Consider the following 13999-nt stretch of genomic DNA (forward strand, 5'->3'; position numbering starts at 1 on the left):
TTTATACCACCTTTTCTTTTATCCAACAAGCTACAAGTGTTCCATAACCTTCTTGTGACCATAAATGGATTTTCCCTTCATGCTTTTCGATTAACATTTTAGCAATACTCAGTCCGAGTCCTGAGCTTCCCCCTTGTCCTCTAGCTGCTTCAACCTGTTTAAATGGTTCAAATAGTTCATCTTGCCTTGCTAGCGGGATAGCCTCTCCTATGTTTTGAATGATAATTATCGTCCCGCCTTTTCTCCAATGGTCTAAATGTTGTTTGAAAGGCTTGAAGATCCATTGTGGAAGTTGGGATTCTGAGGAATAAACAGCGAGCCAAATCTTCTCACCATTCATTGTATGGCGAATAGCATTGCCCATGATATTATCTACAATACGAATACATTGGTTAACATTTACTTCGTAAGCTGCTGAGACTGATTTCTCAACAACTAATTGAATATCCTTTTTAGAACAAGACTCCTCATAACCAGACAAAAGCATATCAAAAAATTCTTCTCCATCTACCTCTACGAATTCAGTTTTTTCTTCTGATGTTTGCAGTGTCGTATAAATCGTTAAATCATCTAACATTTGCTTCATATATCGTAATTTTTCAAAGACAATCGTTTTGTACTCAGAGCGCTCTGTATTTGATAATTTTGACTCATCTAGTAATGCCTCCGAATATGCTTGTATAACAGTTAATGGTGTTTTTAAATCATGTGATAATGACGCGACGATATATTCCTTTTCTTTTTGCTGCGATTTTAATTCTAATTGAGTTTGTTCAATTTTAGCTTTCATTCTATTAAAATGGGCAATCAATTCACCTATTTCATCATTTTTTTGTTTAATAGAAAGCTGGGGCTTTTCTCCTTTTGCAAATGATGACATTTGTAATTGAAGCATAGTAAGTGGCTTGTTGAGCTTTCTGTTAAGCATTATTACAACAATCGTATATAAAATGATAAAAAAACCAATCATTAAACCTATTAATTTAGTTGTTCGATGATTGACTCCATCAATCCATTCGTCTCGGGATACTACCACCTCATAAATACCGATAATGGTTTCGCCGTGAAAAACAGGTTTTTTGAAGGAATATGTCCGATGTTTTTTTAAAATTGAATTTAAATCCTTGTATAATTTGTCAACATTATATTGGATATATCGATATATTGAAGGATCGTCTAAGGTTGAATATAGCATTCTGCCATCAGGCATATATAAATTGATTTTTAGCTTATCGCTCGCATATGGAGCAAGTTGCTTTTCGTAACGTTCAACCGTTTGATAGGAATAAAGGGATGGCTTTTCTAATATTGGCTCCATTTCCTTTAATCGATTAGAAAATTCCATAAATTCAGTGATGTCTTGTTTTTCATGGTAGCTATGAATACTAATATAAAGGAAATAGAGAGTCATAACTGGTAGCACCATCACGATTAAATAACTTATCATTAACCAATATTTAATTTTCATGTAAGTGCCTCACCTATAAATCGATAGCCTACTCCCCAAACAGTTTGAATATATTTAGCTGTACGCATTCCATCGTTTATTTTTGTCCTAAGACTTTTAATATGAACGGTAACAGTGTTATTTCCTTCAACATCCACTTGTTGCCAAATATGCTCATATAATTCTGATTTTGAAAATGTTTGTAATGGATTTTTAGCTAATAGCAATAAAAGATGTAACTCTTTTGCTGTTAAAGAAACCGTTTTTTGATGAAGAAAAACAACTTCTTTTTCAAAATCAATACATAATCCATCGTTGTATTTTGTAATCAAGCCAGCTTCATCCTTATATAAGTATCTGCGATACCTTCTTAGATGAGAATGAATCCTAGCAGATAATTCCTCTAAACTAAACGGTTTTGTTAAATAATCATCGGCACCTAAACCGAGACCTTTTATTTTGCTTTCTTCCTCATGCTTTGCGCTAATAATAATTAAGGGAACATCACTTTCAAGACGTATTGTTTTGCACAGTGTAAAACCATCCATTTCGGGAAGCATCAAGTCAACTAATACAAGCTCATATTTTGCTTGTTTGAAATCCTCATAGCCTTCTTTTCCAGTCGATGCCCAAGTAACTGAATATCCAGATTTTCGAAGATGGTCACAAATAATTCGAGCAATTTCTTGATCATCTTCTACTAATAAAATCGATTCATTATTTTTCATTACAATCCCTCTTTCAATCCCCATTATATCTAAAAAACTGCATGTATTTTGAATATTTATAATTACTTAATATTTTATGTTAATTCTATTAAAATCACGGTGTTTTAAAGTTCTAAAATGACATTAAAAAACTTTAAAAATGGCTGCTTTAAAAGGTTTGATCCATGCAAAAAAGGTTAACTCTTATGTTAACCTTTTTTTGCTTATGTAGATTTATTTAGATTCGTCATGATTCTTTAATTACTATCCATTTAAGAAAGTCTTGTTCTGACTTTGTTAGAAATCTCCCTAAATTCTTTGAAAAATAAATATATAATTCAATATAACTCTTTGCTTTTTCGTCCATTATGTACCCCCAATGTTTAAATAAAGACGTTTTCATTTTACCATGGTTAACTAGAAGATTATACAAGACATTGCAATTTTTTCATTATTATGATGTAAATAGGAAATTTCTATTATACATATATCGTTATTGTTCAGGGAATTACTATAAAAAGCAGTAAAAGATTTTTAAGAAATTTGCACTATTTTTGTTTATACAAGGTGGTGAATCAAATGAAAAAGTTGTTAACTCTTTTTTTAGCTGGAATTATTGCAACTACGTTTGTTGCATGTGATGACGAGCCAGGTGAAGATCAAATTGGTGATGGTGAAGTTAATGATGAGGAATAAATGTAAGGGGGAATTTCATTTTCCCCCTGCATGATTGTTATTCAAAATCTACCTCAAGGTCTGCAATCCGTTTTTCGAGATAGTTTTTGTCTTTTCGGGCGTGATACATTTCCGCCTTTTCTACTATAGCGACAGTGTTATACTCTGGAATTTTCGCATGTTTTTCATAGATTCCCTTTCTAAATAATACATTCCCTTCTGGCCAATAGACTGCGATATTTCCTTTAGAGATATTGTCAAATTTAGCTTTTCCTTGAAGCATTCCAAACTTATTATAAATAACAATGCTTTCTCCTTCGGTAATTGCAAGACTGGCTGCATCTTGTGAATTCATAATAATATCGTGACGATGTCCTCCATTAAAAGGATCAATTTCACTATAAATCATCGAATTAAACTGTTTACCACGACGACTTGTTATATAAAATTGGCCCTCTGTCCGGCGATTTTCTGGAAGGTCAATCGCAATTAGATTTCCTTTTCCATTACTTGTAGGACATTGACCTCCTTCACATAACCATGCCCCACCCCATTGAAAGACGTCACCTTGCTTTTTTAAATGCTGAATACCATTATAATTAGGATTTGCTACAGCAATTTCCTTTCTTATTTCATCAGCATGTGCAAAATGTATGAGATTACTTTTTTCTGGGTGTATTCTTTTTGCCAAATCAACATAGATTTCCCATTCACATCTAGCTTCCTCGATCCTTGGTCCTTCGATTTCCGGACTAAAATAAACCATACGTTCTGTACTTGTAGATGTTCCTCCCCCTGGCTGTTCATACCTTGTCATTGCTGGTAGGACTATTACCTCCTCTTTTGCATCAACTAGTGTAGACGTATTCAAGATAATATCTTGATGAACACGTAGCTCTACTTTCTCAAGAGCTTCCTTAATAAAGTGTGGATCAGGCATCGTTTCTAAAAAATTTCCTCCACTTGTATAAAAAAGCTTGAGCTTGCGTTCATGGTTATCTGGTAAAAGTGCATTCTCAATTGATTGTCCAACAGTGTCACCTTGCCATTTTGGCAGTGTAAATCCCCAAACTTGTTCAATTCGGTTTATCGTTTCATCATCAAATTCTCCACCAGGTAAGACAAAAGGATCTGCGCCCATTTCGCCTGAGCCTTGAACACCGCTATGTCCCCTAATTGGCATGACTCCACATTTTTCCCGGCCGATAAAGCCTCGCAGTAGAGCGAGATTTGCAACCTGTGAAATATTATCAGTTGCAAATCGGTGCTGAGTTAGTCCCATACTCCATACAAATACACCTGTACGTGAATTTGCTAATAATTGGGCAAATTCACCAATTCTTTGCCGCGAAAGACCTGAAGATTGTTCAATTTGCTCCCACGCCATTTTTTCGAGATGTTGCTTTAATAATTCAAATCCATTTGTATGTTCTTTTACGAAGGTGTATTCAATTGCTGTCCCTGGATTTTTTTCCTCCATTTCAAACCAATATTTCATGACACCGTTCATAAATCCAATATCTCCACCAATATTTACTTGATAAACATCATCGACAATTTTCGTTCCGAATAGTGCACTTTCAACAATAGAAGGAATCCAGTAGTTTTCCATTGCAGGTTCTCGATATGGATTAATCATGATGATTTTTGTTCCTGCCTTTTTGGCTGCATACATGTATTTAGTTGATACAGGTTGATTATTTGCGGCAACAGAGCCCCAAAAAACTAGGACATCTGTTCCGATCCAATCCTTATAATTACAGCTAGATGCTCCAATTCCAAGAGAACGTTTTAATGCAGTTTTACTAGGTGAATGACATATTCGTGAAGCATTGTCAATATTATTCGTTCCGATAAAACGTGCTACCTTCGCAGCTGTATAATATACCTCATTCGTTATGCCTCTAGCTGTTAAATAAAAAGCCAATTGTTTAGGACTAATTTCTTTCACTTTACTAGCAATTCGGCTTAACGCTTCATCCCAAGTGATTCTCGTAAACTTTGATTCTCCTTTTTGTCTCAATAATGGGTACGGAATCCGCCCAAGCTTTCGTAGTTCTGTACTTGATAATGTTCGTAAATACTCAACATCATGTAAAAGCTCGGAATTAATAGCTGGTGCAGTATTTAAACGCAATACATTTAGCCTTGTCGTACAAAGATGGGGACCTGATAATGTTTGATCGTGTAGACCTGATACACCTAGTGCACATCCATCACATACTCCTTGTGTTAGAATACGATAAGCATAAGGTAGATTATCACGATTTTCTAATATGACCTTCATTGTGTCACGAATATGATGAGGTTTTACTTTACCTAGCCCCATTGGAATCAAGCTACTCCATAGTTTTGGAGATGGCTTCTTATTCAGCTTTATTGGACCGGTATGTTTTGTCTTTCCCATTAGAACCACTCCTTTTTCTAGACTTTTCTGCATTAAATCTATAATTGCAGTGTTCATCAGGATTACATGCTTAAATTAAGAGAATCCCAAGGTTTCTTTTACGTGTTCATCCTTTAACAAAAAGACCACCGAACCTCGTATAGCCGCGGTTTTCGGTGGTTAGCCTTTTGCAGGAACGCTACAAAGTACCAAACCCTTTATTTTTTACTGGAAAATTTCTTCTCTATATCCTCGTCAAAGACAAAAATAGACATGCCAAAATCTCGATCAATATCAATATCTACAAATAAATCAACAAAATTACTCTCTAAAAAGTTTTCCATTTCAACTGGTCGGTTTTTTCTGTACATTTGTTTCACCATCTCAGTACGGGCAGAGCGTAACACTTGTTTTCCTTCATCAGCACTAGCAATGAATTTTTCAACGGGTGATAAATTACCTTCCATTTCACATATCGCCCAATTTTTGCAAAATGTAGTTGTGATTTTACTCGGTCCTTTTCCCATATGTTTTTTTCGAAACGAGCGAACAATGTTACTAAATTCAGCTTCATATTTATTCATATATTCCTCCTTAAATAAGAGGGGTGATTTTTATTAAATATGGTTAAGAAATGAACATTCATCGTCTTTCTTTAGCTGCTTATTGATGGTTCTGTAGCAACCGCCTCATTTTGTTTGCGAACTTTTTGAATATCTTTTCTAATTAAAATGGATATGATTAGGGCTAGCACAAATAATCCTGCAAAAAATGTTAAACTAGTGCCATAGCTACCAGTCGTATCCTTCATCCAAGCTGCAAACATAGGTCCGGCGAGTCCTGCAGCAGCCCAAGCTGTTAAAATATATCCATGAATCGCACCAAGTTGTTTTGTGCCAAACAAGTCTCCAATATATGCTGGAATTGCTGCAAATCCTCCACCATAACATGTATAAACAATAGCTAGCATGATTTGAAAAAGAATTGCTTCTGTTGTATGTGGTAAGAAAGCGAATAAAATAATTTGTAGGGCAAAAAACGTTGTATACGTATTCGGTCTGCCAATATAATCAGAAATTGATGCCCAACTAATTCGGCCTAACCCATTAAATATCCCCATAACGCCAACTAATGCCGCAGCTTCTACTGTTGATAGGCCAATACTCTCCTGAGCAAGCGGTTTAGCGGCAGAAAGAATTGCAATTCCACACGTTACATTAATGAATAACATTAGCCATAAATAATAAAATCGTGGTGTTTTAATCGCTTCGTTAGCAGTTAGCTGTGATAAATCATTGTTCACCTTTACTTTGCCAGATTGAATTTTAGCTTTCATACCATTTGGTAGCCAATCAGCTGGCGGTTTTTCTAAATAAAGTGATGACAATGTCATGATGAATAGATAGGCTGCACCTAAAATATAAAATGTATGATTTGTTCCAACTGATTTAATAAGTAAATCCATTATCGGACTACTTATTGCAGCTGCAAATCCAAATCCCATAATAGCTAAACCTGTGGCTAGACCTCTTCGATCAGGGAACCATTTTACTAGTGTTGAAACCGGTGCAATATACCCAACCCCTAACCCAATACCTCCTAATACTCCATAAGTAATGTATAACAATGGCAGGGAACCTATGCTTACAGCAAAGCCAGCACCGATAACACCGACCCCGAAAAAACCTGCAGCAAGTAACCCTGATGCTCTTGGACCGTACTTTTCTACAAAATGTCCAAGAAATGCTGCCGACAAACCAAGAAAAAGGATGGCGATACTAAAGGTTAATTGAACCTGTTGTGCAGACCAGCCAAATTGGTCGATTAATGGATTAGTAAAATTACTCCATGCGTAAACTGAACCTATTGAAATATGAATTCCAACTGCAGAAGCTGCTATAAGCCAACGGTTTTTCATCTTTTTCACACACTCATCCCCTCGCATTTGTTATAAATGGAAAAATTCAAGTTGTTCCCTTTAGATACAAATAAACCGTCAATCTCCTTTAATACACATAAAAAATTATGTGAACTTAGGTATTGACGGTTAGCTTCAAGCAGGTTCGCTACTTTCTGACCAGACCATAAACAATAAAACCGCTTACATTTACAAGCTTGAAACAGAGACAGGAGCGCTATCCCGTAGCAAAGTTTGTAAATACTTCGATTTGTTTTATCACTTGAGTTGATTTTAGGATGTAAAACTTATCTGCTTGTATAAATTTATAAAGTAAAGTTGATAATTATGACAATTAATTTATTCGTTAGAAAAAAGGATGACTCATAACCAAAGGCTATAGACCCTCAAACATATAATTTAGACTCAAAAAAGGAGAAATCTATATACAGATGTTTGGATAAGGGTCTAAACCTCTAGAGTCATCCTGTTTTAATCATTTATCTTTTTTTCTTTCTTTGCTTGATTGTTTATTTCCTCTTTAGCAGAGTATTTTCTCCGATAGATAAAGTGTTAAGAAATGAGCAACAAGCTTTAAGATAACTTTTCTTTTTATTACTCATGCTGAAATGTGTCAATTCTGCTAACGATTAAGGCACCTATACCTTGAATTAGGGTTTTGACAATGACTTGTCCGATAATCGCTGCTGGAACAGCCTCCCATGGTAGGATATTAGCACCAATTGGACTTAATCCGATGATGACAAATACTGCTGAATCCAGTAATCCACCAACGATGCCACTATAAAATACCCGCCAAGCAAGTGGGAGCTTTAGCCTTGTGTAAATTTCCGTATCTGTTGTCTCAGCTAGTAAAAATGAGATAGCTGAAGCAATGACAATATATAACGTATCACCTAATAAAGATGAAACAACTGCAGATAATATAAGTGCTAAACCAATAAAAAGATATGTTTTCTTTCTCCCAATTTTATTTTGGACAAGGTCACGCAAAATAAATGTTGCACCGATTAAAAGTGTTCCCATAGGAATAATAAACACGGATAATTGAATCGGTTGAAATGCTGCTGTGATTACGTTTGCCAAAATGATAGATGCTAAATATAAAATAATTCTCATATTATCACCTCTTCCTTCCAAAAAAATAATTGATGCCATAAAGTCTAACTCAATTAGTTATTGCTTAAGACCTCGGCATAACTTTAACTTCAAAGTGAATATGCTGTACTTATAAAGTACATTTAGCAGTTTCATATTTATCGGTACATATAAACCTAATATGAGTAATAGAAAAAGAACTTATCTATTATATCGGAGAACAGTAAAAATTGAAATAAAAATGATAGGATTGATGATCGCATGAATTCAAAAATGAGAATTTATCAAAAGATCGTGAAGTTTTCAGCAGGAATGGTGAACGAGATTGAGGATTACATCGTAACAGAATACCCATTAACTATTTTTATTAACGGGCAGGAATTTGCCACATTGGTTTGTACTCCATCTGATATGAGAGAATTAATATTCGGGTTTCTTGCCTCTGAAGGAGTTATCCGTTTTGCTGATGAAATTGTTTCAATGTCAATTGATGAAGCAAAAGGGCTTGCATATGTCGATTTAACAGCTGATTTTACGACAAGTCAGCAATTTTATTCAAAACGATTTATCGGTTCATGCTGTGGGAAAGGCAGACAGTTTTATTTTCAAAATGACGCTAAAACAGCAAAAACCTCCACAAGTAAAACAACAATTACTGCAGAACAATGCTTAAAATTAATGAAGGATATGCAAGAAGACAGTGTTGTTTTCCATGAAACCGGTGGCGTCCATAATGCAGCTCTTTGCAAACCGAATGAAATGATCATTAAACGTACTGATATTGGACGACATAATGCACTTGATAAGATATATGGCTATGCATTGCTATCAAAGACCTTTGTGCGCGATAAAATAATCGTCATTAGTGGGAGAATCTCTTCAGAAATTTTGTTGAAAGCTGCAAAAATCGGTGTTGGAATCATATTATCAAAATCTGCCCCAACAAATTTAGCTATTAAGCTAGCGGAAGAACTAAACATTACAGTAGTAGGGTTTATTCGTGGTCATTCGTTTAATGTTTATTCTCATTCTAATAGAATAAAGTTTCCGTAATCACATATTCCTTTATGAGTATTTCCTATAAATGTGTGTTATAATAATAAATTATTCATGTGATAAAACCTAACACGAAATAGATAAACGTTATTCTGTGAGAATTTTCACAGTCATTCGCTTGGATTATTGGTACATTACCTGAGGGAGGGATTTATATTGAACGAAAATGAAACCGTCTATGATTATTTTAACCGCCCCCTTCGTGACTTACGAATTTCAGTTACTGATAAATGTAATTTTCGTTGTACGTATTGTATGCCTGCGGAAATCTTCGGTCCAGATTACCCGTTTTTAAAACGGTATGAACTGCTCTCCTATGAGGAAATTGAACGATTATCAACCATATTTATTCAATCATTAGGTGTGCAAAAAATTAGGATTACTGGTGGAGAACCGTTAATGAGAAAGGATGTAGCCACCCTTATTTCACGTATAAGCAAAATTAACGGTATAGATGATATTGCCATGACAACAAATGGGGTTCTATTACCTAAATACGCTAAAGAACTAAAGGAAGCAGGATTAAAACGTGTATCAATTAGTCTCGATTCTCTAGATGATCATTTATTTGGGAGCATAAACGGACGCGGCGTTCCTGTAAGTGCTGTATTAGACGGGATCGATGCAGCAGCTGCGGTCGGTCTTAAAATAAAGATTAATATGGTCGTTAAACGTGGCATGAATGAGCATGAAATTATTCCAATGGCAAAATATTTTCGAGAAAAAGGACATATTTTACGATTTATCGAGTTTATGGATGTGGGAAATTCAAATCAATGGAATCTAAAGGATGTCTTCTCAAAAAAAGAAATTATTGAGACGATTCATCATGTCATGCCATTAGAGCCGATAGAGCCTAATTATCCAGGCGAAGTTGCAACACGTTATCGCTACATTGGAACAGACGAAGAAATTGGCGTGATCTCTTCTGTATCAGATGCTTTTTGCTCTTCATGTAATCGTGCTCGTCTATCAGCGAACGGCACATTGTATACTTGTTTATTTGCCTCTAAAGGACATGATTTACGTGAAATAATTCGATCAACACATTCAGATCAAGAGCTAGCTGATGCGATAACAGAGATTTGGAACAAACGAAAAGATAAGTATTCAATCGATAGAAGTAAAAATAAGACTGAAAGAAAAAAAATTGAAATGTCTCATATTGGGGGATAATAGTCATGACCTCGTGTAATCTTAATCACTCTTTAGAGGACGTAAGGAAAAAATTAGAACAACAAGCCGAGCATTTAGAAAAATATTATAGCGGTTGTTCGCAATTTCTTGAAAATAACCCCACTCAGCAACAATTAAATGAATTATTTCATCTACTTAAAAAATACGACCTTGCTGATGAAGAGGAAAAAAGTTTACGAGAACGGAAAATCTATAAGTTAATCTCCCAAAAAAAAGGAGAAAATTAATAGACAAAAGAAGAATAGCTTTTTGCTATTCTTCTTTTATAGAGATAATATTTTATTATTTTAAGTATTTTTTAGAAGCTGAGTTCCATTCATCATAGAATTCCTTCACGGTTGAATACCTGTTTCTTTTTTCACTCTCGGTTGCCCTTTTTGCTATAGCGTATAATTCCTCACCTACATCCCATTTTAAATAAGAACGATCAAGCTCCCCGCCTAATAAACAAAATGCTGTCGCTCCCATTGTAAATACAGTTGTTCTTGCATCTATTTCAGCACTTAATTGAAATTCTTCAGGGGCCATAAACCGATTTGATCCCCAAAGTCTTCCCATTGTATTATAAAAGGGCTTTTTTTGATAAAAATCTATATCGCAAATCTTTAAAACTTGATTTTGAAAATCATATAAGATACTACCATCATAAAAATCGATTGGAACATAATCCATTACTTCTACAAAGACATGAAACTCATAAATACATTTTAATGAAGCTAATCTCTGTTTTGCTGGTAACTGCTTAAAACGAAAAAATGGAGATTTTGGATTCGTGTATTTTTGTGGAGGAGGAAATGACCAATGCGGATGGAGGCATTCCCCATCAAACCATGCGAAAACAAATGCATATCCATTGTCAACTTCGAAATGATCTTCTAAATTTACTAAATGCTTATGCTTCAATGTATTATAAATAGGTATAGAACGTTTCAGTCTATCAATTGCATCCTCTGTGTTTCCAATATAATTCACAGTATTTGCACCTGCATATTTCACAAATCTTTTCATCCCATCTTTTTCAATACCGAAGCAAATATTACCTGAATCTTGTTCGGCAAAAACAGAAAACACTTCTCCAAGTGGTTCTAACCAAGAGAAATCATGTGGCTTTTTTAATTGAAATGCTATCTTACCAAGTGTCATTTTATGAATATCGTTCAACCTCCATGTGAAAAATTCAAGCAATTAAAACCTATTATAAATTTTAACATAAAATGTAAATTAATAGATATGTAGGATGAACTGTAACCTCTGAAGAAAATCAAAACATAGTCGTTTATTCTCTTTAAAATGATAAAATTGCTATAAAGAAAAGGATTTGTAGATGTTGGCGAAGAATTGCAGTGATTATAATTATTAAAAAGGGCTGTATATGAAACAGCCCTTGCAACTTGAGAACCTAACATCTAAATTATATTTTTACCGTAAAAGATCTCATCCATCTCTTTCGTAAGTCTTTCCGTTATTTCTGCTTGCTCTTCTTTACTTAATTTATCCTTTGTGTAACCAAACAGATAATTATTTAAATCAAAATTTTTCAATTTGCATTTTGTATGAAAAATATTTTCTTGATAAATATTGAAGTCAATCATATGAAATTGTTCTTTTATTTCTTCTGGAATATAATTTTGAATTGAGGTAATTTCATGATCAATAAATAGCTTTTGTCCTTTAATATCTCTTGTAAAGCCTCTTACACGATAATCCATTGTCATAATATCTGTATCAAAGGAATGGATTAAAAAATTAAGTGCCTTTAAAGGAGATATTTCCCCACATGTCGATACATCAATATCTGCTCTAAACGTACTTATTCCTTCATCTGGATGGTACTCTGGATATGTATGGACAGTTATGTGACTTTTATCTAATCCCATGACGATCGCTTCGGGTAAAGGCCCTGGTGATTCATCATACGATTCTGTTGGTACTTCAATAACTGGTCCTTCAGACACTAATATTGTGACACTGGCACCTTGTGGTACATAATCTTGTTTTGCAATATTTAATATGTGGGCACCAATGATATCTGTTACGGATTTTAACGTATTTGTCAGCCTTTCTGCATTGTATTGTTCATCAATATACTCGAGATATGCTTCTCGTTCCTCTCTTGTTTTCGTATAACAAATATCATACATATTGAAGCTTAAAGACTTCGTTAAGTTATTAAATCCATGTAATTGAATTCTTTGTTCAGGTGTAAGCTTCAAAAAACATTCCTCCTCTTTATTTTACCGTTCATGATTACATCTTTTATAGCTTACCCTTTTTTAAAAAAAGAACTCTTTTTTATTATGAAAAAATACGCCTATTAAGATTGGCGTCCTTTGTTAGGGATTTGGCATCAATTTAGAGTTTTTCTATGTGTATCAAAGCTAAAAAATGAATTTCCTTATCCCGTTATTCCTCTTACCAATCAGGATATAAATCTGTACGACGATCTCTCCAGGTTGTAACAGAGCCTTTTTCACGGACTTTTTCAAGTAAGCTTAAATTAAGGTCAGCTGTGACAACTTGGTCATGATTCGCTTCTCCTTCAACTAAGATTCCTTTTGGTGGAAAAGGGATATCATTTGGGGTAATGACAGCAGCTTGTCCAAAATTCAATCTCATAAAATCAACTGTAGGAAGTGAACCAACTGTTGCGGAATTAACGACATAAACTTGATTTTCTACAGCTCTTGCATGACACATGTATAGCGGACACGATAAAATCCATGCTTATCGTCAGTACATGATGGACAAAAAATAATATCCGCCCCCTTTGCTTTAGCAATCCGAACGATTTCGGGAAATTCAATGTCATAGCAAGTTAACATCGCGATTTTACCCTTTTCTGTTTCAAAAACTTGAAGCCCTTCTCCACCCTGCATATTCCACTCAACTAATTCAGTTGGTGTCATATGCAGTTTCGCTTGAGTTGCGACCTTGCCATTGGGATAAAATAAATGAGCAACATTATTTAATTTATCACCATTGCGGACTACATGTGTACCTCCAATAATATGAAGATTTTTACTAGCTGCTAAGCTTTTAAATAGTGTTAAATATTTATCCGTGAAATCTGGTAAATGATCAATTGGCAGTGCGTTTCCGTTCTCATCACCAATCGATAATAACTGTGTTGTGAAAAACTCAGGAAATATAACAAATTCTGCCTCAAATTCTTCCGCTATTTTTATATAATGTTCAACTTGAGAGGCAAATTCCTCAAATGAACGAATAGAATGTAAATGATATTGAACCGCAGAAACTCTTACTTGCATGCAATCTCCCCCTCTAATTCAACGATACTCTCTCTCTTTTTACTATCTTTTCTATATTATTCGTTATCAATCCTTTATGGCAAGTGTAAAGAGTTAACAATATTTTCAATTTGAATTATCGTGTGAATTTATTATTGTAAACGATTACATTTTTTAACCTCCTTTAGTGTAAATACTTGTTTAACATTACATTAACCTATACCACGCATCCCACAGGTTTCTCACATCTACCTCTAATCAACCTTT

Annotated in this window: 11 protein-coding genes and 1 pseudogene; 3 read left to right on the forward strand and 9 right to left on the reverse strand. The window is 34.5% G+C overall.

Annotation, left to right across the window (positions count from 1 at the left end; all coding sequences use genetic code 11):
• Position 1 precedes the first annotated feature (1 nt).
• The 6 genes from ACTJJ9_RS00390 to ACTJJ9_RS00415 all read right to left on the reverse strand — a co-directional run bounded on the left by ACTJJ9_RS00390 (position 2) and on the right by ACTJJ9_RS00415 (position 8252).
• The gene (locus ACTJJ9_RS00390) at positions 2–1468 is read right to left on the reverse strand and encodes a sensor histidine kinase (RefSeq protein ID WP_145580970.1); all 1467 of its coding nucleotides are present in this window, start codon (positions 1466–1468) and stop codon (positions 2–4) included.
• Positions 1465–2175, reverse strand: a complete 711-nt coding sequence (locus tag ACTJJ9_RS00395) for a response regulator transcription factor (RefSeq protein WP_095300955.1) — start codon at positions 2173–2175, stop codon at positions 1465–1467. Before ACTJJ9_RS00395 ends, ACTJJ9_RS00390 begins: the two co-directional genes overlap by 4 nt.
• A 712-nt stretch (positions 2176–2887) precedes the next feature.
• Positions 2888–5236, reverse strand: a complete 2349-nt coding sequence (locus ACTJJ9_RS00400; RefSeq protein WP_145580972.1) for an FdhF/YdeP family oxidoreductase — start codon at positions 5234–5236, stop codon at positions 2888–2890.
• 197 nt (positions 5237–5433) lie between these two features.
• The gene (locus ACTJJ9_RS00405) at positions 5434–5799 is read right to left on the reverse strand and encodes a DUF2294 domain-containing protein (RefSeq protein ID WP_095300957.1); all 366 of its coding nucleotides are present in this window, start codon (positions 5797–5799) and stop codon (positions 5434–5436) included.
• 71 nt (positions 5800–5870) lie between these two features.
• On the reverse strand, positions 5871–7133 hold the full coding sequence (locus ACTJJ9_RS00410) for an L-lactate MFS transporter (protein WP_145581044.1): 1263 nt from the start codon (positions 7131–7133) through the stop codon (positions 5871–5873).
• A gap of 594 nt (positions 7134–7727) precedes the next feature.
• Positions 7728–8252 carry a VUT family protein gene (locus ACTJJ9_RS00415; RefSeq protein ID WP_145580973.1) on the reverse strand — a complete coding sequence of 175 codons (525 nt, stop codon included), beginning with the start codon at positions 8250–8252 and terminating at the stop codon, positions 7728–7730.
• Between the two features lie 240 nt (positions 8253–8492).
• On the opposite strand from ACTJJ9_RS00415, the gene fdhD reads away from it, so the two are divergent.
• The 3 genes from fdhD (at position 8493) to ACTJJ9_RS00430 (ending at position 10711) form a co-directional block, all read left to right on the forward strand.
• Positions 8493–9284: a formate dehydrogenase accessory sulfurtransferase FdhD gene (fdhD, locus tag ACTJJ9_RS00420; protein ID WP_145580974.1), complete on the forward strand. Its 792-nt coding sequence runs from the start codon at positions 8493–8495 to the stop codon at positions 9282–9284.
• 156 nt (positions 9285–9440) lie between these two features.
• Positions 9441–10463, forward strand: a complete 1023-nt coding sequence (gene moaA / locus ACTJJ9_RS00425; RefSeq protein WP_440768357.1) for a GTP 3',8-cyclase MoaA — start codon at positions 9441–9443, stop codon at positions 10461–10463.
• A 5-nt stretch (positions 10464–10468) separates the two neighbouring features.
• Positions 10469–10711, forward strand: a complete 243-nt coding sequence (locus tag ACTJJ9_RS00430; RefSeq protein WP_145580975.1) for a group-specific protein — start codon at positions 10469–10471, stop codon at positions 10709–10711.
• 55 nt (positions 10712–10766) lie between these two features.
• Here the strand turns inward: ACTJJ9_RS00430 and ACTJJ9_RS00435 are convergent, their stop codons facing one another.
• From ACTJJ9_RS00435 to ACTJJ9_RS00445, 3 genes and pseudogenes are all read right to left on the reverse strand, one after another.
• Positions 10767–11627 (reverse strand): serine/threonine protein kinase, encoded by an 861-nt coding sequence (locus ACTJJ9_RS00435; RefSeq protein ID WP_440768358.1) that lies wholly within the window; start codon positions 11625–11627, stop codon positions 10767–10769.
• 263 nt (positions 11628–11890) lie between these two features.
• On the reverse strand, positions 11891–12697 hold the full coding sequence (gene speD / locus ACTJJ9_RS00440; RefSeq protein WP_145580977.1) for an adenosylmethionine decarboxylase: 807 nt from the start codon (positions 12695–12697) through the stop codon (positions 11891–11893).
• Positions 12698–12896: 199 nt separating this feature from the next.
• Positions 12897–13753 (reverse strand): annotated as a pseudogene (locus ACTJJ9_RS00445) (carbon-nitrogen hydrolase family protein).
• Positions 13754–13999 lie beyond the last annotated feature (246 nt).

It is taken from the genome of Metabacillus sp. 22489 (assembly GCF_052044855.1).
GTDB classification, from domain to species: domain Bacteria; phylum Bacillota; class Bacilli; order Bacillales; family Bacillaceae; genus Metabacillus; species Metabacillus niabensis.

Coding starts and splice junctions, on each gene's coding strand:
- ACTJJ9_RS00405 (WP_095300957.1), bottom strand. CDS start 5,799: ATGAATAAATATGAAGCTGAATTTAGTAACATTGTTCGCTCGTTTCGA.
- ACTJJ9_RS00430 (WP_145580975.1), top strand. CDS start 10,469: ATGACCTCGTGTAATCTTAATCACTCTTTAGAGGACGTAAGGAAAAAA.
- ACTJJ9_RS00390 (WP_145580970.1), bottom strand. CDS start 1,468: ATGAAAATTAAATATTGGTTAATGATAAGTTATTTAATCGTGATGGTG.
- ACTJJ9_RS00415 (WP_145580973.1), bottom strand. CDS start 8,252: ATGAGAATTATTTTATATTTAGCATCTATCATTTTGGCAAACGTAATC.
- ACTJJ9_RS00395 (WP_095300955.1), bottom strand. CDS start 2,175: ATGAAAAATAATGAATCGATTTTATTAGTAGAAGATGATCAAGAAATT.
- ACTJJ9_RS00435 (WP_440768358.1), bottom strand. CDS start 11,627: ATGACACTTGGTAAGATAGCATTTCAATTAAAAAAGCCACATGATTTC.
- fdhD (WP_145580974.1), top strand. CDS start 8,493: ATGAATTCAAAAATGAGAATTTATCAAAAGATCGTGAAGTTTTCAGCA.
- ACTJJ9_RS00400 (WP_145580972.1), bottom strand. CDS start 5,236: ATGGGAAAGACAAAACATACCGGTCCAATAAAGCTGAATAAGAAGCCA.
- ACTJJ9_RS00410 (WP_145581044.1), bottom strand. CDS start 7,133: ATGAAAAACCGTTGGCTTATAGCAGCTTCTGCAGTTGGAATTCATATT.